The 22,242-nt window shown below is 48.4% G+C and carries 22 protein-coding genes; 12 read left to right on the top strand and 10 right to left on the bottom strand.

Annotated features, from left to right (window positions below; all coding sequences use genetic code 11):
• Positions 1 to 157: 157 nt before the first annotated feature.
• The 6 genes from AC27IB_RS00985 to secF all read left to right on the top strand — a co-directional run bounded on the left by AC27IB_RS00985 (position 158) and on the right by secF (position 6,322).
• Positions 158 to 394, top strand: coding sequence for a DUF6471 domain-containing protein (locus AC27IB_RS00985; protein ID WP_296049077.1), 237 nt, complete (start codon positions 158 to 160; stop codon positions 392 to 394).
• Positions 395 to 858: 464 nt separating this feature from the next.
• Positions 859 to 1,905 (top strand): tRNA preQ1(34) S-adenosylmethionine ribosyltransferase-isomerase QueA, encoded by a 1,047-nt coding sequence (gene queA / locus AC27IB_RS00980; RefSeq protein ID WP_487118269.1) that lies wholly within the window; start codon positions 859 to 861, stop codon positions 1,903 to 1,905.
• A 95-nt stretch (positions 1,906 to 2,000) separates the two neighbouring features.
• Positions 2,001 to 3,113, top strand: a complete 1,113-nt coding sequence (tgt, locus tag AC27IB_RS00975) for a tRNA guanosine(34) transglycosylase Tgt (protein WP_296049044.1) — start codon at positions 2,001 to 2,003, stop codon at positions 3,111 to 3,113.
• A 21-nt stretch (positions 3,114 to 3,134) separates the two neighbouring features.
• Positions 3,135 to 3,473 (top strand): preprotein translocase subunit YajC, encoded by a 339-nt coding sequence (gene yajC / locus AC27IB_RS00970; RefSeq protein WP_296049046.1) that lies wholly within the window; start codon positions 3,135 to 3,137, stop codon positions 3,471 to 3,473.
• Positions 3,474 to 3,527: 54 nt separating this feature from the next.
• A complete protein-coding gene (secD, locus tag AC27IB_RS00965; protein ID WP_487118266.1) occupies positions 3,528 to 5,369 on the top strand; it encodes a protein translocase subunit SecD in 1,842 nt (613 codons plus the stop codon).
• An 11-nt stretch (positions 5,370 to 5,380) separates the two neighbouring features.
• On the top strand, positions 5,381 to 6,322 hold the full coding sequence (gene secF / locus AC27IB_RS00960; protein WP_296049049.1) for a protein translocase subunit SecF: 942 nt from the start codon (positions 5,381 to 5,383) through the stop codon (positions 6,320 to 6,322).
• 96 nt (positions 6,323 to 6,418) lie between these two features.
• Here secF and AC27IB_RS00955 read toward each other — a convergent pair whose 3' ends face one another.
• On the bottom strand, positions 6,419 to 6,733 hold the full coding sequence (locus AC27IB_RS00955; RefSeq protein ID WP_296049050.1) for a ComEA family DNA-binding protein: 315 nt from the start codon (positions 6,731 to 6,733) through the stop codon (positions 6,419 to 6,421).
• A 453-nt stretch (positions 6,734 to 7,186) separates the two neighbouring features.
• Here AC27IB_RS00955 and AC27IB_RS00950 point away from each other — a divergent pair, with 453 nt between their 5' ends.
• Genes AC27IB_RS00950 through AC27IB_RS00940 form a run of 3 tightly spaced genes read left to right on the top strand, consistent with a single transcriptional unit; the run spans position 7,187 to position 11,738 of the window.
• Entirely contained in the window at positions 7,187 to 8,848 is a 1,662-nt protein-coding gene (locus AC27IB_RS00950; RefSeq protein WP_487118264.1) for a sensor histidine kinase, read from the top strand.
• Positions 8,849 to 8,856: 8 nt separating this feature from the next.
• Positions 8,857 to 10,407, top strand: coding sequence for a DUF3369 domain-containing protein (locus tag AC27IB_RS00945; RefSeq protein ID WP_296049054.1), 1,551 nt, complete (start codon positions 8,857 to 8,859; stop codon positions 10,405 to 10,407).
• Between the two features lie 14 nt (positions 10,408 to 10,421).
• Positions 10,422 to 11,738, top strand: a complete 1,317-nt coding sequence (locus AC27IB_RS00940) for a sensor histidine kinase (RefSeq protein ID WP_487118261.1) — start codon at positions 10,422 to 10,424, stop codon at positions 11,736 to 11,738.
• Between the two features lie 48 nt (positions 11,739 to 11,786).
• Here AC27IB_RS00940 and AC27IB_RS00935 read toward each other — a convergent pair whose 3' ends face one another.
• From AC27IB_RS00935 to queF, 8 genes are all read right to left on the bottom strand, one after another.
• On the bottom strand, positions 11,787 to 12,206 hold the full coding sequence (locus tag AC27IB_RS00935; RefSeq protein WP_296049056.1) for a Dabb family protein: 420 nt from the start codon (positions 12,204 to 12,206) through the stop codon (positions 11,787 to 11,789).
• 62 nt (positions 12,207 to 12,268) lie between these two features.
• Entirely contained in the window at positions 12,269 to 12,481 is a 213-nt protein-coding gene (locus AC27IB_RS00930) for a hypothetical protein (RefSeq protein WP_487118259.1), read from the bottom strand.
• A 120-nt stretch (positions 12,482 to 12,601) separates the two neighbouring features.
• Positions 12,602 to 13,609 carry an isocitrate dehydrogenase gene (locus AC27IB_RS00925; protein ID WP_296049058.1) on the bottom strand — a complete coding sequence of 336 codons (1,008 nt, stop codon included), beginning with the start codon at positions 13,607 to 13,609 and terminating at the stop codon, positions 12,602 to 12,604.
• Positions 13,610 to 13,825: 216 nt separating this feature from the next.
• Positions 13,826 to 15,448 (bottom strand): hypothetical protein, encoded by a 1,623-nt coding sequence (locus AC27IB_RS00920; RefSeq protein WP_487118257.1) that lies wholly within the window; start codon positions 15,446 to 15,448, stop codon positions 13,826 to 13,828.
• A 5-nt stretch (positions 15,449 to 15,453) separates the two neighbouring features.
• Positions 15,454 to 15,828 (bottom strand): DUF3192 domain-containing protein, encoded by a 375-nt coding sequence (locus tag AC27IB_RS00915; RefSeq protein WP_296049061.1) that lies wholly within the window; start codon positions 15,826 to 15,828, stop codon positions 15,454 to 15,456.
• 106 nt (positions 15,829 to 15,934) lie between these two features.
• Positions 15,935 to 17,299: a nucleotide 5'-monophosphate nucleosidase PpnN gene (gene ppnN / locus AC27IB_RS00910; RefSeq protein WP_487118254.1), complete on the bottom strand. Its 1,365-nt coding sequence runs from the start codon at positions 17,297 to 17,299 to the stop codon at positions 15,935 to 15,937.
• Positions 17,296 to 18,798 (bottom strand): GGDEF domain-containing protein, encoded by a 1,503-nt coding sequence (locus AC27IB_RS00905; RefSeq protein ID WP_487118252.1) that lies wholly within the window; start codon positions 18,796 to 18,798, stop codon positions 17,296 to 17,298. Before AC27IB_RS00905 ends, ppnN begins: the two co-directional genes overlap by 4 nt.
• 43 nt (positions 18,799 to 18,841) lie before the next feature.
• Positions 18,842 to 19,684, bottom strand: coding sequence for an NADPH-dependent 7-cyano-7-deazaguanine reductase QueF (queF, locus tag AC27IB_RS00900; RefSeq protein WP_487118250.1), 843 nt, complete (start codon positions 19,682 to 19,684; stop codon positions 18,842 to 18,844).
• A gap of 125 nt (positions 19,685 to 19,809) precedes the next feature.
• Between queF and syd the strand changes: the two genes are divergently transcribed.
• Positions 19,810 to 20,358 carry a SecY-interacting protein gene (syd, locus tag AC27IB_RS00895; RefSeq protein WP_296049066.1) on the top strand — a complete coding sequence of 183 codons (549 nt, stop codon included), beginning with the start codon at positions 19,810 to 19,812 and terminating at the stop codon, positions 20,356 to 20,358.
• Position 20,359: 1 nt separating this feature from the next.
• Here syd and AC27IB_RS00890 read toward each other — a convergent pair whose 3' ends face one another.
• Positions 20,360 to 20,644, bottom strand: a complete 285-nt coding sequence (locus AC27IB_RS00890; RefSeq protein WP_296049068.1) for a hypothetical protein — start codon at positions 20,642 to 20,644, stop codon at positions 20,360 to 20,362.
• Between the two features lie 214 nt (positions 20,645 to 20,858).
• On the opposite strand from AC27IB_RS00890, the gene AC27IB_RS00885 reads away from it, so the two are divergent.
• Together AC27IB_RS00885 and AC27IB_RS00880 are read left to right on the top strand one after the other, a co-directional pair.
• On the top strand, positions 20,859 to 21,221 hold the full coding sequence (locus tag AC27IB_RS00885) for a DUF3192 domain-containing protein (RefSeq protein ID WP_296049070.1): 363 nt from the start codon (positions 20,859 to 20,861) through the stop codon (positions 21,219 to 21,221).
• A gap of 349 nt (positions 21,222 to 21,570) precedes the next feature.
• Positions 21,571 to 22,209, top strand: a complete 639-nt coding sequence (locus AC27IB_RS00880) for a GNAT family N-acetyltransferase (RefSeq protein ID WP_487118247.1) — start codon at positions 21,571 to 21,573, stop codon at positions 22,207 to 22,209.
• Positions 22,210 to 22,242: the final 33 nt, after the last annotated feature.

Here is a 22,242-nt window from a genome sequence, read left to right as displayed (position 1 = left end):
CCGATAAGGCTTTGCAAATCTGCCTGAACGAGGAAAAGTGTAGACAATTACAGTGGCAATAGTCAATAATAATTATGTCTATATGTGTAAAAAAGTGTGTCAATGTAAATTATAATTCACAAAGGGGTGTTTTTTGAAAGGGCAAAATCAATGGCGGATGGTAGTCCAACGCATCATTCGCTCAGAAATGTCGCTGCGTGGCGTTAAGTACCAGGGACTCAGTGACAAACTGGCAGAGATTGGTGTAACGCAAACGGCTGATAATCTGCGAAATAAGGTGAATAAAGGCATTTTGGGGGCTGATCTGTTGCTACAAATCCTCTACGTGCTGAAGGCAAGACCCCTGTCTGTCGAAATGATGGCAGAGATATTGGCGGCCAGTGATGACCAATAAACAGTCGAAAAGCCAGGGATATAAAAGCCGGACGGCACATAAACAAAACCCAGTCAAATTGACTGGGTCGAATAAGGAAGATGGGAGAACATCATCGCTTTGGTTAAATAATAGCCTCATTTCAAAAATATAAAAGAAATACTATGTATCGGACTGTATCCATTCGTATAAATATAAATACCTAAAGTTGGTAAGGGAATTGCAGTGAAAGTTGGTAAAAGGATGGCGCAGTGGAGTGCCCCAAAGAATTTTTTGCCAGCCTCTGCTTGTGTGGAGAGTCAGTAACCGCCGTTTTCACTCTGTTATATTCATCGTGTAATTTGCACCGGCAGCGCAGCGTTTTTAGCGCAGATGTGTTACACTCCCGCCGTTTTTTATTGCAAACCTGACTATGTTGCCGGACCCCCTTGCTGTAGGCGTGTTCCGAGTGATTAAAGATCAATTTGATACGACATATGAGCTTCATGAAATTATCAGATTTTAGTTTTACACTGCCCGAGCATTTGATTGCTAAACATCCCACTGCTGAACGCACTGCAAGCCGTTTATTACACCTTGATGGGAAAACGGGCGAGGTAGTGCATAAGCAATTTCGCGATATGCTGGACCTGGTAGAGCCCGGCGATTTACTGGTGTTTAACAATACCCGGGTTATTCCGGCTCGATTGCTGGGGCAGAAAGCCTCGGGCGGCAAAGTGGAAGTGCTGATTGAGCGAATTGTAGATGAGCATAATGCGCTGGCCCATGTAAGGGCCAGTAAAGCGCCCAAACCCGGTACCAAACTGTGGTTAGAAGGGGCCGTCGAAGTTACGGTAACCGGCCGTCAGGACGCCTTATTTGAACTGTACTTTGGTGGCGAGACTTCGGTCCTCGAGCAACTCGAGGCTCATGGCCATATGCCTTTACCGCCCTACATTGATCGCGCCGATGAAGACAGCGACAAAGAACGCTATCAAACGGTTTACAATCAGGCGCCTGGTGCAGTTGCGGCACCCACCGCAGGGCTACATTTTGATGATGCCATCTTACAAGCGCTAGCTGAAAAACAGGTTAACCTGGCTTATGTTACGCTGCACGTCGGGGCCGGAACTTTTCAGCCGGTCAGGGTTGATAATGTAATCGAACACAAGATGCACAGCGAATACGCCATAGTACCGCAGAATGTAGTGGAGGCCGTCAGGGCAACCAAAGCTGCCGGTAAACGGGTTATAGCGGTCGGCACCACTTCGGTTCGCTCGCTGGAGTCTGCTGCCCTTAACGCCAGTGCAACAGACGTTATCAAACCATTCCAGGCAGATACCGACATTTTTATTTACCCGGGGTTTGAATTCAGAGTAGTAGATGCCATGTTTACGAACTTCCACCTGCCGGAGTCTACCCTCATTATGCTGATTAGCGCCTTTGCCGGACGTGACAATGTGCTTAAGGCATACGCTGAAGCCATAGAGCAGGAATACCGGTTTTACAGCTATGGCGACAGCATGTTTATTGAAAAAAGCATTAACACATGATCTCTGTGGTATAGCTGGTATAATCCGCCCTCAATTGAGCTCAGACAGAGGGCCTGCGCAATTAGCCCCCATGATCAGACAGGATATTAACTCTCATGCAATTTGAACTGCTCCATACCGACGGTCGCGCCAGACGAGGAAAACTGGTGTTCGAACGCGGCGAAGTGGAAACGCCGGCGTTTATGCCGGTGGGTACTTACGGTACCGTTAAAGGAATGACGCCAGAAGAGCTTGCCGATAGCGGCGCGCATATCTGCCTGGGTAATACGTTTCATTTAATGCTGCGTCCGGGGACCGGCATTATTAAAGAACACGGTGACCTGCACGATTTCATGCACTGGCAAAAGCCCATTCTTACTGACTCAGGCGGTTTCCAGGTATTCAGCCTGGGGGATTTGCGTAAGATCACCGAAGAAGGGGTTACCTTTCGCTCGCCCATTAATGGCGAAAAGATATTACTCACGCCGGAAAAGAGCATGGAAGTGCAACGCGACCTCGGCTCGGATATTGTGATGATTTTCGACGAGTGTACCCCATACCCGGCCACCGAACAGGAAGCGCGCATTTCTATGGAACTGTCGCTACGCTGGGCCAGACGCAGTAAAGATGCGCATGGTGACAATCCTTCAGCCCTGTTTGGTATCATTCAGGGGGGCATGTACGAAGATTTACGGGATGTCTCGCTGGCCGGTCTTGAGGATATTGGCTTCGATGGCTATGCCATTGGCGGGTTATCGGTCGGTGAACCGAAAGAAGACATGATCCGCATCATCGAACATACCGCGCCTAAAATCCCGGAGCATAAACCGCGCTACCTGATGGGCGTTGGTAAACCCGAAGATATAGTAGAGGCGGTACGCCGCGGCATTGATATGTTCGATTGTGTCATGCCAACCCGAAACGCCCGGAACGGTCATTTGTTTGTCACGGAAGGTGTGATAAAAATCCGCAACGCCAAACATAAGCATGACACGGGTCCATTGGACGAAAATTGTGATTGCTACACTTGCAAAAATTATTCTCGGTCATATTTACATCATCTCGACAAGTGCAATGAGATACTTGGCGCAAGACTGAACACAATCCATAACCTGCGATATTATCAGCGGGTTATGCAGGGATTACGGGAGGCGATTGCCAGTAATACTCTGGATGAATTTGTCAGCGAATTTTACGCACAGAAAAACATGCCGGTACCGGCTTTATAACAATTTATAACGGGGAACATTATGAGTTTATTTATTTCCGATGCACACGCACAAACTGCAGGCGGCGGTGGCCAGAGTGGCGGTTTAGAAATGCTGATCATGCTGGGCGTGTTTGGCCTGATTTTCTACTTCCTGCTTTATCGTCCGCAAGCAAAGCGTGTTAAAGAACACAAAGCGCTGGTGTCATCACTGACCAAAGGTGATGAAGTTCTGACTCAGGGCGGCATGGTCGGCAAAGTGACCAAAGTGTCTGACGAAAAGGATTTTATCGAAGTTGCGCTGAACGACCAGACCAACATCGTGGTACAAAAAAGTGCCGTGAGCGCTGTGCTGCCAAAAGGCACAATGAAGTCTATCTAAGTAACCAGCTTAACGGGCTCAGTAACTGACTGCAGCCCGTCGAAGGGAATTTTTGTGTTAAACCAAAACTCATTTTTTAAGGTGCTGATCGTACTTTTTATGGTACTGATGTGCGGCTTATATGCGTTGCCAAATCTATACGGTGAAGATAACGCCGTACAAATCTCCGGCTCGCGCAATGCCACTGTTACTGCAGCACTCGAAACCCGAATCACCACCGCGCTGGCTGAGCAAAATATACCCATTAAATCGGTAGAATTTGCCAATGAGCAGTTGTTGATTCGTCTGCCGGATTCAGACAGCCAGTTAAAAGCGCGGGATTTTCTCGATCGTGAACTTGGCACTGACTATGTTGTGGCTATGAACCTCGCCCCTGATACACCAGAGTGGCTTGAGGGATTGGGTGGAACACCCATGAAACTGGGCCTGGATTTACGTGGCGGTGTCCATTTCCTGATGGAAGTGGACATGAACGAAGCCATCAGTAAGTCACTGGAAGATGCCGAAAGCGATTTCCGTACGGCGCTGCGTGAAGAAAAACTCCGTTATCGGTCAGTTAACGTCCGCGATGGATTTATTGATATCCAGTTTCGCGACGAAGAGACGCTTGATAAAGCCGAGTTTTTTCTGGAAAACCGTAACCGTGACCTGACCTACCAGGAAATGGACGATCTGGTACTGCGAGCGCGATTCTCCGAGCTTAAACTTGCCGAAATTAGAGATTATGCGGTCAAACAAAACATCACCATTATCCGTAACCGGGTAAACCAACTCGGTGTTGCCGAACCTGTTGTTCAAAAACAAGGTGCAGAGCGCATTGTTGTGCAACTGCCAGGGATTCAGGATACCGCACAGGCAAAAGAAATTCTGAATGCCACGGCGACCCTCGAATTCAGAATGGTGGATCAGGACAACGATGTCCGTGACGCCATTGCCGGTCGGGTGCCGCCGGGTTCACAACTGCTGTATGAAGGTGAGCGTCCGGTGCTGCTGGATAAACGCATAGTCGTTACCGGTAACCACATTATTGATGCCAACAGCGGTGTTGATGAATACGGCTTGCCTCAGGTCAGCATTTCACTTGACAGCGAAGGCGGTAATAAAATGTCGCGCAATACCCGCGAAAATGTGGGTAAGCCGATGGCTACTGTCTTTATTGAATATAAAGCGACAGGTGAGCGGGACGCCAACGACAAGTTGATTTTTGAACGTCACGAAGAAGTGATCAATGTGGCCACCATTCGTGGTCAGTTTGCCAGTAACTTCCAGATTACCGGCCTTGATTCACCGAAAGAAGCCCGCGATTTAAGTTTACTGCTGCGCGCCGGTGCACTGATTGCGCCTATTCAGATTGTTGAAGAACGTACCGTTGGTCCAAGCCTCGGTCAGGAAAATATCGATTTAGGTATGCAGGCAATTATCTGGGGTCTGGCCCTGGTGATGGTCTTTATGCTGGTGTATTACAAAGCCTTTGGCGTTGTGGCTGATATAGCCCTGGCACTTAACCTGGTGATGATCGTGGGTATTATGTCGATGATCCCCGGTGCTACACTTACTCTGCCGGGTATGGCAGGTATCGTACTGACAGTCGGTATGGCGGTGGATGCCAACGTACTGATATTTGAACGTATTCGCGAGGAAATTCGTGACGGTCGCAGCCCGCAACAGGCTATCCATCAGGGCTATGACAGTGCGTTTTCTACTATCCTCGATGCCAATATTACGACCTTTATAGCCGGTCTTATATTGTTTGCTGTTGGAACTGGTCCGATTAAAGGCTTCTCTATCACGCTGATGATTGGTATTGCCACCTCTATGTTTACCGCGATTATTGTGACCCGGGTGATTGTAAATACCGTCTGGGGTGGTCGCCGTGTTAACAAACTGGCGATATAGGAGCGTCTGATATGCAATTATTGAAACTAGTCGAAACCATTAACTTTATGAAATTGCGGATGGCCGCAATGGTGTTATCTACAATCCTGATCCTTGCTTCCGTGTTCTCACTGGCGACAAACAGTCTGAACTGGGGCCTGGATTTTACCGGTGGTACGCTGATTGAAGTGGGTTATGAGCAGGCCGCAGACCTGGGCGAAATTCGCTCGTCTCTGGCGGCTAACGAATTTCCTGATGCCGTGGTGCAAAATTTTGGGAGTAGTACTGATGTGCTCATCCGCATTGCGCCGCGTGATGGGGTTAAAGCCGTAACCATTGGCGATCAGGTTATTGCGATTCTGCAACAGGCGGACAGCAGTGTTGAGAAACGCCGTATTGAGTTTGTCGGACCTAACGTCGGGGAAGAGTTAACAGAGCAGGGCGGGCTGGCGATGCTGGTAGCACTAATCTGTATCCTTATCTACGTGGCAGCAAGATTTGAATGGCGGTTTGCACTGGGGTCTGTTTCGGCTCTGGTACACGACGTGTTGCTCACCCTGGGTTTGTTTTCGTTCTTACAGCTTGAATTCGACCTGACAGTGCTGGCAGCGGTGCTGGCGGTAATTGGTTACTCGCTGAACGATACCATTGTTGTTTCCGATCGGATCCGCGAAAACTTTCGCAAGATCCGCAAGGGCGAGCCGGTGGAAATTATTAATATTTCACTGACCCAAACGTTAAACCGAACCATTATTACTTCATTAACCACGGTGTTGGTATTACTTGCCTTGTTCTTTAAAGGCGGTGCACTCATCCATGGCTTTGCCACAGCATTGTTATTTGGTGTGGTGGTAGGTACTTACTCATCCATTTACATCGCCAGTTCTGTTGCACTGTCATTAGGCATTAGTAAAGAAGACCTAATGCCACCGCAGGTAGAGAAAGAAGGCGAAGATCTGGACGCAATGCCATAGCGCGCAAGTTACCAGCTTGCGTTAAATTAAAAGCCGCGGTGACAATCCGCGGCTTTTTTTGCGCCGAAAATAACCTGCTGCCATAGTGTAACAGGCTTATCGCACCTCGATACTGCCGGTAAGCTTCGCCAACATTTTAACGCCGATGCCTTTGACCCTGGTCAATTCATCCACAGAGCTAAAAGGGCCCTCTGATTCCCGGTAGTTAATGATGGCCGCAGCCTTACTTTTACCAATTCCAGGTAACGCCATCAGTTGTTCCAGCGAGGCAGTGTTAAGGTTTAGCAGAGATTCAGTCGTTGCCACCTGAGCGACCTTGTCAGTCATTTTTAAAGACTCTGCGTTAGCGGCATTAAAGCCAGCAAGCAGTGCCAGCATAATCATACAAATTTTAACGATAGATAGTTTCATGTGTAGCTCCTAAAAGTAGTGAATGATGACAATCATCTCCTTTACTTTACTCACCAGACACAAAAAGTGGCAGTACAGAAAATGGCCAGTTTTACTTCAGTGCACTGCCTTTTATTCCGGCAAAATACCGAAAATTCACCCCTCAGGCTGTTCAGCATTAAATTTATACTAAAGTTGCAATCTGGCCCGGAGGCTCTGCGTGCGCTTAATATGGTCTATCCAGTTATGCTCTTAATTTGCACTTTTAGCCTGTAAATTTATATTAAAAACAGAAGGTTAATGATTTCTGTTTAACAGCGATTGCGATACCAGTGATAACACTTGTTAGTAAAGCAGGTGTAATAGGTCCTGAATGATAACGTCTGGTTCGGGGCTCGCCAGGCGTTCTGCGGCACATTAATTACCGCTCTTTTCATTCCTATCCTATAGTTATTAAAAATCCAGGAATCATCAATGCCCAGTCAGCTGACCACTTATTTGCTGGGGGGAATATTCGTAGTAGTGATTACCGTAATGGGTACCTTAGTCAGCCAAACATTACTGAAACAGGATCAGGTAGTCAGCTTCGAAGCCCCGATGCAAGAATTTATCGATACGTTGAGCAGGGAGCTTGATTACAACGCCTATGCGCTGAGCTCGCTGGCGCAGCTTTTTCGTTCTTCCGAATCCGTAGAGGCACATGAATTTGCCAGCTATACCAGTCTGCTGATGAGTCAGTTTGGTAATATAGTTGCCATGACTTATCTGGCTGAGCCGGATAACCCGGCAACGCAAAAGTTAACGTCAACTTACTGGCAGGCGGCGAGATCTATAGAGAATGTAAAATCATTTGAACTTATGGAAAAAGCAGACGTTAACAAGCTTTATAAACGCTTATCCAACCCTCGCGAGGCTGTTGCTTCGCCGATTTTCACATTCGCAGAAAACCGTCATTATTACGCGTTTGTATTACAACGGGTGGCTGAACAGCAGGGCTTTGTGGGCATTCTGGTGGATGCCGGGTATACGCTTGATCAAACCCTGGATAATCAAATTAACAATGGTTACTCACTATTTGAGCGGGAGTCGGGGTTGCCCAGCCTGGTTTTCAGCAAACATCAGCAGGTAATCAGGGGGCAGGAAGATGTTACCAGTGGGGATTTTGTAGGGACCCTGAATTTTTTTAACCGCCAATGGCTGGTGTCTACTTATCAAAACAAACTCTTTCATCATAAAGCGGCTTATTCAATCATCCCCATCGCCGCGTTTGCGCTGAGCTTACTGGTTGTTTATCTGGTGCTACAGGCACAGCGCCTGAGGGCTGTAAACCGTGAAAAACAAAGCGCCTTTGAGGATTTGCAGTTTGCTCAACAACGATTGGTCGAAAACGAAAAACTCTCTGCAATGGGAGGCCTTGTCGCCGGCGTTGCCCATGAAGTAAACACCCCGTTGGGGATAGGCATTACCAGTCTGTCTCATCTGCAGGAAATCATGGCAGAGCTGCGTGATGATTATGATCAGGGCCGTCTAGACTGCGACCGTTTTAAAGAGTTTATGGAGTCCGGCGATGAAATGGTGAGCCTGTCGCTTAATAACATGCATAAAGCTTCGGCCCTGGTTGCCCGCTTTAAGAAAGTGGATGTGATTAGCGCCGATGCCAGTATGAGCCTTGAGACGGTGGCTATTGCCGAACTGGTGGACAATTTTATTGTTCGGTTTTACAACGAATTCCCTGGCTCCCTGGTAACAATAAAGGCCGACATAGATAAGTCTGTACTGGTGCATACCTATCCTGATGTCATTATGGATATTCTAAACTACCTCGCCAGCAATGCGGTGAGTCACGCCTTTGAACCGAGCCAAAAGCATTGCGAAATTAGCATTACTTACCCATTCAGAGAGGGTAACAAACAAACCAACTTACTGCTGTTTAAAGACAATGGCACCGGCGTTGATAAAGCCTTGCTAAAACGCATTGTCGATCCGTTTTTCACAACCTGCCGTGGGGCCGGAAATGCCGGTCTTGGGTTGAGCGTGGTTTATAATCTGGTTAAGGGTAAACTAAACAGCGATTTAAACATCTATGTTGATGAAGGTCTGGCGTTGACCTTTGAATTACATGACTTGAATAAGTGAGGTCAGCGGTGATATCCAATCCACTTTTTGCATCACAATCGCAAACAGTATCTTCCGATAAAGCCAGTAATACCGAGGCTGAAGCAGAGTACGGTTATACCGTGTTAATCATTGACGACGAAGTCGAGGTGCATAAGGTGACCGACCTGACCCTTAAACGCTTTCGGTTTGATGGTAAGCGGATCCGCTTTCTGCATGCTTATTCTGCCAGGGAGGCGCTGCAAATTTTTTCTGACAACGATGATATTGCTCTGGCGCTGGTTGATGTGGTGATGGAAACCGATCACGCCGGGCTGGACCTGGTACATAAAGTTCGCAATGAGTTGGGCAATCATTTGGTTAGGCTGGTGTTGCGAACCGGACAGCCAGGCCAGGCGCCTGAACATGAGGTAATAGAACGCTACGACATAAACGACTATAAAGAAAAAACCGAACTGACCAGTCAAAAGCTCAAAACTCTTATGTATAGCGGCTTACGTTCTTATCGGGATATTCAGACTATTGATATGCACCGCAAAGGGTTGCGACAGGTCATCGAAAGTACCAGCAAAATGCTCAAGCCCAATTCTATGAGCGAGTTCGCAACGGCAGTACTCAAAGAGATTATGAACTTACTGCAGCTCGACTCCAGCGCCGTATATTGCACTACCTTTTCTGAAAAAGGCCTACACGGTCAGCGGCGGATCCTGGCGGCTACGGGCTCAATGGCAGATGTTATTGCTGAAGATGACTCTTCTGGGTTACCCGAGTCTGTGCAGCGTTTGTTTGATACGGCGCTTAGCGAAGGACGCTCGCTATACAGTGAAGAAGGTTATGTTTTCTACACCGAAACAGAAAGTGGTTTTCAGTCTCTTTTATACGTTGATACTAACGGCAAACTAACCAATGCGCAGCAGGAATTACTCGATATCTACTGTTTTAACGTGGCACTGACTTACGCCAGCTTACTGAAGGGAGAGGAAATTCTGGATACTCAGCGAGAGCTGGTTTATCTGCTCGGAGATGCGGTTGAGATGCGCAGTAAGGAAACCGGCGCCCATGTAAAACGGGTGTCGCTGGTGAGTTATCGTCTGGCGCAATTGTATGGTTTACCAGAAGAAGAATGCCTGGTGATTAAGCGGGCTGCACCGCTTCACGATTTTGGCAAAGTAGCCATTCCTGATCGTATCCTGCACAAACCCGGCAAGCTGGATTTGGAAGAGTGGGAAACCATGAAAACCCATGCCGCAGTTGGTCATGACATCTTGCGTAAATCAACCAAGCCCATTCTCAAAGTTGCCGCGATGATTTGTATGACTCACCATGAGCGATGGAACGGGAAAGGCTATCCATTGGGCTTAAAAGGGGCTGATATTCCGATTGCCGGACGAGTTGCCGCACTGGCTGATGTATTCGATGCGCTGGGGTCTAAACGATGCTACAAGGAGCCGTGGGGCAAGGAAAACGTGCGAGCCGAGCTGCTCAAAGAAAAAGGCGAGCACTTCGACCCAAAGCTGGTGGATTTATTACTCGATAACTTCGAGGACTTCTGGGGAATTCGTAATCGCTATCCGGACTAGGGTAAGGTAATTCAATGAGTACAGAGCATTTTGACTGGTCTTATGAATGGGCAGATCTTATTCGTTGTCATACCGAAAGCACCACGCTGTTGCAGTATGCCATTGATGCGCTACAGCAGCGGCTGCCGGGTGATTACATCTGCACCCTGTGGGTGTTGTCGACCGATAGCCGGGAATGGATGCCGATAATGCTCGGCCGCCAAAACCTACTCAGAGAGCTTCCCTGGCGCTCGCAAACGGCGGTTACAAAGCAATATACTGAACAGCTTATGAGTCAGGGGACGCTGTGTTTGTGTAGTGAAACCAAAGGGCAGAGTCATCCTTTGTTACTGGCCAGCGAAGCGCCTGAGCTACCTTGGCTGCAGCATTGGTTGTGTGGCAAAGGTGATGGCTATATTGGCATACTGGCGCTCAGCGGAAGCGAGCCCCAAAGCGTAGTGCTGAATGAAATCAAAAAGATGGTAGAGAGTCTTTTGCCGACGATTTGCCGCATAACTGAGTCTCCTTTATTTTCGGTAGAAACCTTTTCAACGGCGCCATTACCGCAAACAAAAACCTATGATGCCCTGGCAGAAGAGGAACGTCTTATGAGTCTGGGCAGGCTGGTGGCCAGTGTGACCCATGAAATTAACAGCCCCCTCGGGGTGGCCATAACCGGCGTATCTCACCTGAAGGAGTCAATACAGGAGCTCAATAAGCATTTTTCTACCGGAAAACTGACTGAATCGTTTTTCCGTCATTTTGTCGAGGAGTCGCGTGATGTGGCCGATTTACTGGCTTTTAATTTGGAGAGGGCGGTTAAACTCATCGGCGATTTTAAAGCCAATGCGGTGAATCAGGGCGCTGATCAGGTTGTCAGGTTTGAGTTGGAGCCCGTCCTCAATAGCACTACCAACAGTATTTTGCCCGAGCTCAGGCGCCATGGTATTAAGCTACACCTGGGGAAAATCCCGCCTTGTGTGCTGAGGTCCTTTCCGGGCGCGTTGTCACAAATTATTACCAACCTGGTGTTTAATTCAATTAACCATGCCTTTTCCGGCGTGGATGAAAAACAAATTGCTTTGCACAGTGAACTTGATCAAAACGCTCAGGCGCTGAAACTGACCTATCGGGATAACGGTATCGGTATCCCGGAGCAAGATCATCAAGCTGTTTTTGAACCGTATTTTACCACTCGCAGAGAAGCGGGCGGCAGTGGTCTGGGTTTATCCATTGTTAAGGCCCTGGCAAAAAATAAACTAAAAGGCGACCTGGCGTTTAAATCGGCCTCCGAAAAGGGCGTTGAATTTGCCTTTACCCTGCCATTGGATATCAGCCCGGAAAACCTGTGATGCGGTCACCATAAGTCGGCCTCCGGGGTGACTGAATAATCAGGTGGTTTAAACTGCGATGGAGTCGTAAACGACAACCTGGCGCCACAGATGCTCGCAGTCTTCCACAAACTTCAGGTGAATCGGGTGTGACTGATAGCTATTTTGCCCTTCCACATCATCAAACATCAGCATTTCAGAAACGTCGAAGCTGTTATCTACGACATCCCGTTTTTCGGTGGATGCTGGCACGCCAATCTGGATCCCTTTGACACTTTCTATTGCTCCCAGTGTTTTCAGTCCCGCAATCAGGGCATCTCGGTCGGCCTCATTGCCGGGTTTTTTTAACCAGAAGAAAACGCTGTGGCGAATAGCCGGTAGCGTCACTTCGCCCGCCGAAGCTATTGTTACGGGAGCCAGAGCTGCGGCGCTGGCAGCAGCACCTGCCGATAGCAAAAATTGTCGGCGTGGTATATGCGACTTAGTCATGGGTATTCTCTGTCAGTTGTCCTTAATCCATCTTTACACAACTCATCGCTGTTAAGCTACGTTTAAGGCTTATCTTTTTGTGGGGCGCTGTCGATAATGTTTTGAATTTCAGCGTCGCTACCCATTTCCGCCAGTTCTTTCAGATAAGCTTTTTGTAATGGATCGAGAGGCTGTGCGCCGAGCAGTTGCTTTAGTTCAGCCCTGTTTTGATTGGCAATGGCCGTCTGAACTGCGGCCATGTTGGCGATAGTGTTTTGAGGGGTCGTCTGAGGCATAGCTTTCTCCTTTATTTGTTAATTGATTCGGCTGGTGTAAGGAAAAAGTTCACTTTCTGCGAGACAAAAAAAAGCAAGTCCGAAGACTTGCTTGATATCTGACTTAATCACGCGTGCTGTTTACAGACGTTCCAGCATGGCCTGAGTAAATTCGGTAGTACCGTGCTGACCGCCAAGATCGCGGGTAGTGCGGTCGCCACTTTCAATCACGTCTTTGAGAGCTGAACGAATGGCTTCGGCTTTGTCTGCCATACCCAGGTATTCCAGCATCTGAACTGAAGCCAGAATCACACTGGTTGGGTTTGCCAGGTTCTTGCCTGCGATATCCGGCGCTGAGCCATGAACCGCTTCAAAAATGGCACATTCACCACCGATGTTGGCACCGGGAGCCATACCCAGACCACCCACCAAGCCGGCACACAGATCTGACAAAATGTCACCAAACAGGTTGGTCGTTACAATGACGTCAAACTGATGCGGGTTCATAACCAGTTGCATACAGGCATTGTCTACGATCATTTCGGTAGACTCGATGTCCGGATATTTCTCACCAATTTCACGGGCTACTTTCAGGAATAAACCGGAAGTGGATTTGAGAATATTCGCTTTATGCACGGCAGTGACTTTTTTGCGGCCTTCACGGCGGGCTAGCTCATAGGCAAAGGTGACGATCTTCTCGGCACCTTCACGGGTAATTTTGCTGCGGGCCTCTGCTTCAGTACCGTCTTCAGAGACGACCTGGCCTAAGCCGGAGTACATGCCCTGAGTGTTTTCGCGTACGGTAATAATATCGATGTCTTCATAGCGTGCTTTAGTGCCCTTGAAAGACAGCACCGGACGGACGTTAGCATAGAGCTGGAATTGCTTTCGCAGGCTCACATTAATCGACGTAAAGCCTTCGCCTACCGGCGTAGTCAGTGGGCCTTTCAGCGTCACTTTGTTTTTGGCGATCAAATCGAGTGTTTCCTGCGGTAGCAGTTCACCGTGATTTTCCAGCGCCATCAGGCCTGCATCGGCGTAGTCATAGGCAAAGTTACAGCCTACTTTATCCAGAATTTGAGTTGCTGCATCAATAATATCAGGGCCGATACCATCTCCGCGGATGACAGTAATGCGTTGTTGAGTCATCAGAGATCCTTAATAACTTTTACTGATTCGTTAGGTCGATTGCTTTTTGATAAGTGTAGCGTAATTTTTGCGCAAGAGCTTTTTTTCTCTGGCGATTTTGTATTCAGTTGTAGGGTGTATTTACACAGGCGTAAGTGTATATGAAGCAAGACTAAATGAGTAGTTAAATAGGCCATAGTGCTTATAAACAGCGTTTATTAAGGGCCGCTTAGCGGACTAGGGGAGAGGGCAATTTAGCAGGTGACTGACTTTGGTCTGCAGTGGTCGTTGCATCACCGTTAACTCCGGAAATGCCTGTTCGGTTTGTTTTATGAACCGTCTCGTTTGTTCACAGGGCGACTGGTCAAGTAACCACTGCCTTGCCCAGATAAGGCTCAGACCGGTAATGCAGTGGGGTAACCGTAATAAACCCGGGACCTCTTCAGGCATGCGGCCACAACAGGCTATCAGGCGTGACTGACCTTTGTCCTGTTCCCAGGCGGTAGCGAGAGACAACAAGCGTTGCCGGATTGAACTCTTGCCCTGTTCCCCGTCTCCCTGTAAAAGGGTCGTCATATCAAACAACCGTTGTGAGCGGCGGTTGATGGCGGTTTTGCCTTTTTCCTGAGCTGAAGTAAATAACGGTGAAATGGCTACGGTCGTGACCAGGCTGGCGTACTGAGGCGTTATCCGTGCGCTGCCGTGTGCCAGTTCGCTGCTCAACAGGATAGCTATTTGGGCTAATCGTGAATACCAATCGTGCAAAGGGAACCAGTGCTGGGTTAAGCGCTGAAAAAGCGCATATTGCACGAGCATATGACCCACTCTTTCCAGGCCATAGGTGAGAATGCTTTGTTTAACGTTTTGCACCGGTAGCTGCATCCGGTTGTCTTTGGAGGCCGCGTCGGTCAAAAAATGACTAAAAGCGGGCTCGATCTCCACCATACTGACTATTTTTGTTACCGCGACATCCGGATCATTCAGTGCTTTTAACAAGGTTTGTAAACTCACTGGTGGACGAGCTGTCGGATAGCTGACCGGCAGCGCCCAGCGATGATCGCCGGGGCGAATCACTTCTCCATCATCGGGAAGTGCAGTAAGCCTGCCAAGCAGTTTGCTCCAGTCTTCGACACCTACCGATTGCTGGCGCATTACCCTTAGGTGTGTTTTCCCGAGCCAGCAAAAGCGTTGCTCGGTGTTTGAATAAATCAACACCTGCTCTGGTAACTGGCTTAGCACCGGGCCGATATGTTGCGCGGTGCCGACCACCATGCCTTCATGCAGCAGACCCGGGTATTCAATCAGGGCATGCAGTTGATGCTGCCCGGTTGGTGGCAGCAATACCGCCAGTTTTTGTAAGATCTCATTAAAACTGCTGGTTGGCGAACGCTGCAGATAACGCTGCCACAGCCAGGCGATGTCAAAACAGTCGCGATAAAGTATGGTGCGGTGAGTGGTTGGCAGAATATGCGCTGCCCAGTAAAACTGGCCACAGCGCGTGAGCTGTTTGATAGTGCTGCTGAGTCGCGGTTTGGTTAACAGAGCCTGTTGCTTTAACTGGTAATAGCTCAGTAACGCCGCCATACCCTGTTGCAGTGTGTGATGATTAACCCGATTGCGTAATCCCAGTAATAAGTACACTGAAAGATGGCGTAGCCAAAGGTTTTGAGCAGGGTCTGACAGGTTGAAAGGGCGGCTGGCAAGAACGGTGATAAGCGGTAGATTGGCTTCAGCAAAATCCAGCCAGCGGGCGCTGGTATCGAGATATAATGAGAGTTGAGCTGCCTCCTGCGCCGGCAACGGCAGCAAAGCCTCCGTGTCTCGCACCAGGTCCTGCAAGGTTGCCAGCATCGCTGTCAAACTAATTAACTGCTCAGGTAGGTTTGATAAGCCCCATCACCCCAGGCAATCAGGGCTTCGTTTTCGAATAACAGTGGCGTGCATTCATCCTGAGTGGTCATGCCATCGGCCCGAACATGCTGAGTGCGATAGAACATGACCTGTATTTCACGGCTATCCTGCATTTTTGCCTCGGTAATATCCGGCGTACCCAGTAAAGCCATGACTTCCGCCCGGGTGATCCCCAGCTCCAGCTTGGATATCTGCACTTTGTTATACTCTTCCCGGTCCTGCCAATCCATGTTCTCCGGTTTATCCGGATAAAAGGCGATGAGCGAGAAAGCAAGGATCGCGTAAGAGGCTACGCCGATCAAAATAAGTCGGATTGCTTTACTGTTCATTTATCTTTGTCGTTTTACTTGTTAATTCAAATGGCCCCTTCCGGACCTTATCCATGGGTAGTCTATCCAATTAACACGGTACTGTCAGCCTCAACAATGTTACTGATTATGAATCGCGGTTGATACTGTAACAGGGCCGGTATTCAGTGCCCGGTAATTTCATGCGTTGCTGACCTACAAATGATTTTAGCAAGGCGTCGATACGGGCCATCAGGTCGGCTTCCCCGGACAGGTTAAACGGGCCAAAATCGCGGATTTGACGGATCCCTTCGGCTTTAACATTGCCAGCCACAATGCCCGAAAAGGCTTTGCGTAAATTATTGGCTAAATCAGACAATGGCTGGTCCCGGTGTAAATTGAGCGCTGCCATGGATTTATGGGTAGGGATAAAGGGGTGCTGAAAATCATCCTCTATTTTCAGTGACCAGTTGAAACTGAACGCATCCCCCATGGCCAGTCTGAATTGTTCGACTTTTTTAACGCCTTGTCCAAGTACTCGCGACACTTCCACCGGATCATCAACAATAATCTGATAGCGGTTCTGTGCTTTGGAGCCGAGGGTTGCGCCGACAAATTCATGGATAGCTTCAAAGTAAGATTCACTGCCTGCAGGGCCGGTTAAAATGACTGGGAAGGGCTGTTGAGTATTGCGCTCGTGGATCAGGATCCCGAGTAAATAAAGTAGTTCTTCAGCGGTACCCACGCCACCGGGGAATATAATGATACCGTGGGCGATACGCACGAAAGCTTCCAGGCGCTTCTCAATGTCAGGCATGATGACCAACTCATTGACAATCGCATTAGGCGGCTCGGCAGCAATTATGCTGGGCTCAGAAATACCAATATAACGGCCGTCACGATAGCGCTGTTTAGCGTGGCCAATTGCCGCACCTTTCATCGGGCCTTTCATGGCGCCAGGCCCGCAACCGGTGCAAATGTTCATTTCACGCAGACCGAGCTGGTAGCCCACTTCTTTGGTGTACTTGTATTCTTTAAGGCCAATAGAATGGCCTCCCCAGCAAACAATGGTGTTAAGTTCGTTATTGCGCTCGATGACTTTTGCGTGTCGCAGCATGTCAAATACCATGTCGGTAATGCTGCCGCTGTCCAGGGGGGCGTTTTCATGTACAAAGGCATACTTGTTACCCATGTAAAGCATGTCACGCAACACAGAGAACAGGTGCTCATGGACGCCTTTTACCAATCGTTCGTCAACAAAGCCGACTTCCGGGGGATTAATCAGTTCGAGTTTGACGCCCCGTTCCCGCTTAATCAATCGAATATCGAACGATTCATAGGGGGCAAATAACATTTCGTAGTTATCTTCATCGACACCGCTGTTAAGCACTGCCAGGCAGCAGTTGCGAAAGAGTTGGTACAAATGACTGTTTGTGGTGTCTTCAAGCTTGCTGACTTCAAGTTGGGAGAGCTGGCTCATCCAACCTACAGGGTTTAGCTGAATTTTTTTCATTCGGTATCCTGAATGACCACCTGATTCCGACCACCGGATTTTGCTTTATACAACCCTTTATCTGCCCGCTCAAAGGCAGTGTCGAGTTTCTCACCATTACGGCATTGGGTGCCGCCTATGGATGCAGTCACTGTCAGGCGCTCTTGTTTAAACTTAAAGGGTAGCTTAGCCAGCCCTTCGCGCAACTCATTGAGGCGATTTAGCAATTTGTCATTGGCATGTTCAGGCAACAAAATGATGAATTCTTCACCGCCCCAACGCGCCACAAATTCATTACTGTTAAGGTTGGTTTTAAGATGTCGGGCAATGGCCTGCAAGGTTTTGTCGCCCGCAGCATGGCCGTATTTATCGTTGATCCGTTTAAAATGATCCACATCCACTACCGCAATACTCAACGGCTTATCCTGGGCCTGGCAGCGGTCCCACTCTTTGGCGGCCCGCTCATTGTAAGCCATACGGTTGGGGACCCGGGTTAGTGGGTCGGTATACATGTTAATGCGTTGCTCAACCAGTTTTTTACGATAGGAGTCGGTTTGCTTCTGTAGTGAGGACAGCTGTTGTTGCATGGAAACCAATAACGACATCAGCCCTTCCTGCTCCTGGCGTTCAGCCTCTTCACCGGCACTCAGAGAGTTGGCCATCTGGCCCAGGTAATGCTGCGCTTGCTGTTTTAAGTCATCGACATTTTGCTCGGCTTCCAGCGCGTCTTCCATGTCCTCAATGACATTTCGCAATTCCTGGTTACGGCTTTGACGAGCTTCGAAACTTTCGGCGCTTTTAGAAATACTGGATTGTACATCGCCGTTAATATTGCCCAGGGCATTGTTCAGGCGCTGGATGATTTTTCCGGCAGTATTGGCCTCGGTGAGCGTTTCCTGAACCATTACCCGAATCAGAATAAGACAACTGTTAAGTAACTCTTCTTCGGTAAGGCCTTGCCCCAGTCTTTCCTGCAGAGAGGCGATATAATCGTCTTCCGGATTGACCCGGATATAGGTTTGAACCAACTGGCCTAATTCGTCGATTAAATTTTGCTTGAGCTGGACGGTTCTACTGTTTGGTTGACTTTCGGCGGTTGCGTCTTCGCCGCTGCCAATACCGGACTTGTAGCATTTTAAAACTTGTTGATATAGCGGCAAAACCCCACTGATACCTTTTATCGGTTTCTTCAAGGCGCTACTGGCTTTGGCGGCTTCACTGCGGGCCGTCGGTTCAGTGACCAGGCGCTGAAAAGCCTGCACATCTTCTTCCAGTTGCCGTAACCAGGCCTGGGTCAGGGTTTTCACTGAGTAGGGTTCCAGCATGATAAGCTGACTGACTTTATTCATCGCAAGCGTGGCTAAAGTAAAATCAATTTTGCCACTCAAATGACCGCGCAGAGATTGTAACTCTTTATCTATCTCAGCCGATAGTCCCTCATAATAGCTGGTGAGCCGGACTATGAATCCTGCAAGTTGCTCACTGTGGGCACGCAACGATTGGAGTTGTTTCGCTTCCATGTGTTATGCAAGCTCCTTGTTAGCAAAAAAAACCGCCGGCATGCTACTGCCGCGCCAGCCGGTTATTCGACACGGTATAATTAAAGTTCGCACGTAACGGATTGATATCTAACCCCCCCCGGCGAGTGTAGCGCGCATAGACTGCCAACTTTTGCGGCTTGCAGTGATTCATTACATCACAAAAAATTCGCTCGATACACTGTTCATGAAATTCGTTATGGCGACGAAATGAAATGAGATAAGCCAGCAACCCTGCATGGTCGATGGCTGCGCCTTCATAATGAATTTGTACACTGGCCCAATCTGGCTGACTGGTGATCAAGCAATTCGATTTCAGTAAATGACTGACCAGGGTTTCACTGACCAGGGTATCGCTGGTTTTCAGCAGACCGGGATTTGGCTGGTAATCGTTAACTTCAATATCCAATTCATCAATAACGGTGCCTTCGAGTTCACCAAGACTGAGCTCATGGAATTGCCCCGCGCTAAATAATTGCACGTCTACATCTGCCTTGGCGCAGGCCGATAAATCAGCCGTTAAATGCTCTGCCACTTCGTTTGCAGAAGTGAAAACAGACTGGTTGAAGCTATTGAGATACAGTTTAAACGACTTGGATTCGATCAGGTTTTGCGAGTCGATGGGCACCCGGCATTGCAAAATAGCCACCTGTGGCTTGCCTTTGGGGTTGAGCCAGGAAAGTTCATAGCCATTCCAGATATCCACGCCAACGAACGGTAAAGGCTGGGAAACGCCAATTTGATCGCGGCTAAGAGTGCGAGGCACGCCCTGTAACAGTTCGGGGGTGTACTGCTCGATGTAGTCAACCTTCTGACCCAGTGTCAGGTTGGCGGGAAGAGACGGTGACGAAGAGTGCTTTACTGTCATGCTGTCCTGTAACGGTTTTTTATCACTGATTGATCATGGCACGCGCATTCAATATGCCAAGCTGGTGTTTAAAGTGCCATAAATTCTTTACTATAGAGGTTTAGTATAACTGATATGGAATAGCAATGGAGAATATAGTTCAACAATCATTGCATAAATTAATGCGCGATTTACAACAGGCTGCGGCAGCCTCTCCACAGTTAATGATGACTGAGTTCGAGCCGCAATTAACCTCACCCTGTTACATCGGCAATGCCAGTGAGGGGGAGCTTTGTGCCTGGCAGCCGGTGCCAATGGAAAAGGAATACACCTTTGCCAATATTGAAAACGCGCTGCACATAACCCTCAACGAGCAGTTCTGTAAATACTTTACAACATACTGGAGCTTTAACCTGCCGGTTAAAGCGGAGCAGGGCAATTGCGAACTTCTGCAGGTTTGCAGTGAAGCCGATTTCGAGCGGCTGCAACAAAACCTGATTGGTCATCTGTTAATGAAGCAACGGTTGAAACAGCCGCCAACGTTATTTTTCGGCCTGACCGATGAGGATGACTTTATTTTGTCTGTCGACAATGCCTCGGGGGAAGTCGTACTGGAACAGGTTGGTAAACTGCCAAGCCGCTGTCTGGCTCCGGATCTGGCGACCTTTATCGACGGGCTGTCGGCAGCAGGTTAAGTTAACTTAGCTTAGCTAATCGGCTTTCCATTACCGCGAGCGCCTGTTCTAACTGTTCCACCCGTTTCTCCAGCGCTGTGATTCGCTCTTTTTCACTGGCTATTTTGGGCTCGGCTTTGGCTAGTTCGTTCTGCTGGTTAAAGACTTTTATCGCTTCAATGGCATCCAGCACACTGACCTTAAAAGGCGCTCTGCCGCGCAGTAAGCCGACCCCCGGAGTTAAGCCATCGGCAGCCAGCGCATGGCAGATTTCGACCAGGGATTTATGGTTTTCTTTGGATGTCATGGAGTCACTCTCAACTGATGGCGTCAACCTCAGACTGGCACGCCAACTGAAGGTTAGTCAAAACAACGAAAATTTCGCTAATCATACCTATAGTTGGCCGTTGCGCCAAGTGGTTATTTTTTAACTTCTATAAAAATCAAAGGGTTATAATTGGCCTTATTCTTGATTACCAGAAGTTCATTAGTGACTTATTATTTTTCAACAGGGAACCACTATGAAAAAATTAATGCTTTGTACTGCGCTGCTGGCACCAATGTTATTGTCTGGCTGTATTATCTCAGTAGGGGATGATGATCGTGAACATTATCAGGCCAGCTGGGAGCAGCGCGAATATAACAATCGTAAACATATCAGCAATCTCGAAGTGAGTGCACATTTTGAAGATGTCACACGCAAAATGGGTGTAGCAGATTTCAACGAAATGGTCGGCGAAGGTGACCATGTTTATCGTATCCTTTACTACCGCACTCAGCGTACCGAGGATGACGGTATCACAACGAAAGACGAGTGCACGCCGCTGGTCTTTAAAGACAACCGCTTAATTGGGTGGGGCGAAGAGGCCGTGCGTAAAATCTAACTCAAGCTCGTAACCCACTTATCCTGGCAAGCCTGATAGACCTCTGTTTATCAGGCTTGATGCGTTTTGCCATGCTGGTGGCTATGGTTTGACCTGGCGCTACCACAGTCTGTTTGTTTAACTTCCTTTGTTTAAATGTATAAATATTGTTAACAACATATTTACAGGGTGTTATTTTTTCGGCTAGAGTTGGGAACTGATGCACTTTTTGTGCGTCTACTACGTAACTCTTTAAACCAATCTTGTTGTTTTCAGTTCACTGCAGCGCAGTTAGCAGTGGTTGAGTGAGAGGGCGGCCTGGGTCGCAAAATATGGCGTTTACGCATCACCACAACACGGGAGACAGGCTATGGTACAAGCGGAAATTCAACAGAACCTGGATAAAATCAGAGCAGCGTATTTATCAGCGGAAGATCTGAAAATCGCAGCATCAATTATTTATAACGCCTACCACGACGATCCAATATTTTTACAGATTTTCCAAAGTGAAAAAGAGGGCTATGAATCACGCCTGCGCTCGGCTATTCGGGAGGAGCTCACGGCATTCTGGGAAGCAGAGCAACCTATCATTGGTTTGTTTGATGAGGGGCGTTTATTATCGGTGGCTTGCCTCACCGGGCCAGACAACGCTGCCGGCGCAGGCAGATACTGGCACTGGCGGTTAAAAATGTTGCTGACAACCGGCTATTACGGTACTCGGCAAATGCTTGAGAAAGAAGAAAAAATTCGTTCAGCCATGCCGGCTGAAAAGTATCATTTATTGTCTTTTATTGCCGTCCATCCGGATTACCAGTCACATGGTCTGGGCCATCTGCTGATGCGGGCTATCGACAGTGTGTTACTGGAGCACCGGGACTCCGAAGGCGTAGGCGTGTTTGTTACTGTGCCTAAATATGAAACCTTTTTCGCTGATGGTTTCTATCAGAAAGTGGCACAGGTAGAAATTGCCAATAAAACTGGTCAGGTGATGTTTCGTCCACGGCCTTAGTTTAGCTCGCTATCATGTCAGGCAGGGCGAATG

The sequence above is a fragment of the Alteromonas sp. 4NH20-0104 genome (genome assembly GCF_057547795.1).
The sequence above is the reverse complement of the archived record's forward strand: the minus strand, read 5'-3'. Positions and strand labels throughout refer to the sequence as shown.

What these genes read in the sequence shown, in the direction of transcription:
- AC27IB_RS00985 (WP_296049077.1), top strand. Translation starts at nt 158, where the DNA reads ATGGTAGTCCAACGCATCATTCGCTCAGAAATGTCGCTGCGTGGCGTT.
- queA (WP_487118269.1), top strand. Translation starts at nt 859, where the DNA reads ATGAAATTATCAGATTTTAGTTTTACACTGCCCGAGCATTTGATTGCT.
- tgt (WP_296049044.1), top strand. Translation starts at nt 2,001, where the DNA reads ATGCAATTTGAACTGCTCCATACCGACGGTCGCGCCAGACGAGGAAAA.
- yajC (WP_296049046.1), top strand. Translation starts at nt 3,135, where the DNA reads ATGAGTTTATTTATTTCCGATGCACACGCACAAACTGCAGGCGGCGGT.
- secF (WP_296049049.1), top strand. Translation starts at nt 5,381, where the DNA reads ATGCAATTATTGAAACTAGTCGAAACCATTAACTTTATGAAATTGCGG.
- AC27IB_RS00955 (WP_296049050.1), bottom strand. Translation starts at nt 6,733, where the DNA reads ATGAAACTATCTATCGTTAAAATTTGTATGATTATGCTGGCACTGCTT.
- AC27IB_RS00950 (WP_487118264.1), top strand. Translation starts at nt 7,187, where the DNA reads ATGCCCAGTCAGCTGACCACTTATTTGCTGGGGGGAATATTCGTAGTA.
- AC27IB_RS00940 (WP_487118261.1), top strand. Translation starts at nt 10,422, where the DNA reads ATGAGTACAGAGCATTTTGACTGGTCTTATGAATGGGCAGATCTTATT.
- AC27IB_RS00935 (WP_296049056.1), bottom strand. Translation starts at nt 12,206, where the DNA reads ATGACTAAGTCGCATATACCACGCCGACAATTTTTGCTATCGGCAGGT.
- AC27IB_RS00930 (WP_487118259.1), bottom strand. Translation starts at nt 12,481, where the DNA reads ATGCCTCAGACGACCCCTCAAAACACTATCGCCAACATGGCCGCAGTT.
- AC27IB_RS00925 (WP_296049058.1), bottom strand. Translation starts at nt 13,609, where the DNA reads ATGACTCAACAACGCATTACTGTCATCCGCGGAGATGGTATCGGCCCT.
- AC27IB_RS00915 (WP_296049061.1), bottom strand. Translation starts at nt 15,828, where the DNA reads ATGAACAGTAAAGCAATCCGACTTATTTTGATCGGCGTAGCCTCTTAC.
- ppnN (WP_487118254.1), bottom strand. Translation starts at nt 17,299, where the DNA reads ATGAAAAAAATTCAGCTAAACCCTGTAGGTTGGATGAGCCAGCTCTCC.
- AC27IB_RS00905 (WP_487118252.1), bottom strand. Translation starts at nt 18,798, where the DNA reads ATGGAAGCGAAACAACTCCAATCGTTGCGTGCCCACAGTGAGCAACTT.
- queF (WP_487118250.1), bottom strand. Translation starts at nt 19,684, where the DNA reads ATGACAGTAAAGCACTCTTCGTCACCGTCTCTTCCCGCCAACCTGACA.
- syd (WP_296049066.1), top strand. Translation starts at nt 19,810, where the DNA reads ATGGAGAATATAGTTCAACAATCATTGCATAAATTAATGCGCGATTTA.
- AC27IB_RS00890 (WP_296049068.1), bottom strand. Translation starts at nt 20,644, where the DNA reads ATGACATCCAAAGAAAACCATAAATCCCTGGTCGAAATCTGCCATGCG.
- AC27IB_RS00885 (WP_296049070.1), top strand. Translation starts at nt 20,859, where the DNA reads ATGAAAAAATTAATGCTTTGTACTGCGCTGCTGGCACCAATGTTATTG.
- AC27IB_RS00880 (WP_487118247.1), top strand. Translation starts at nt 21,571, where the DNA reads ATGGTACAAGCGGAAATTCAACAGAACCTGGATAAAATCAGAGCAGCG.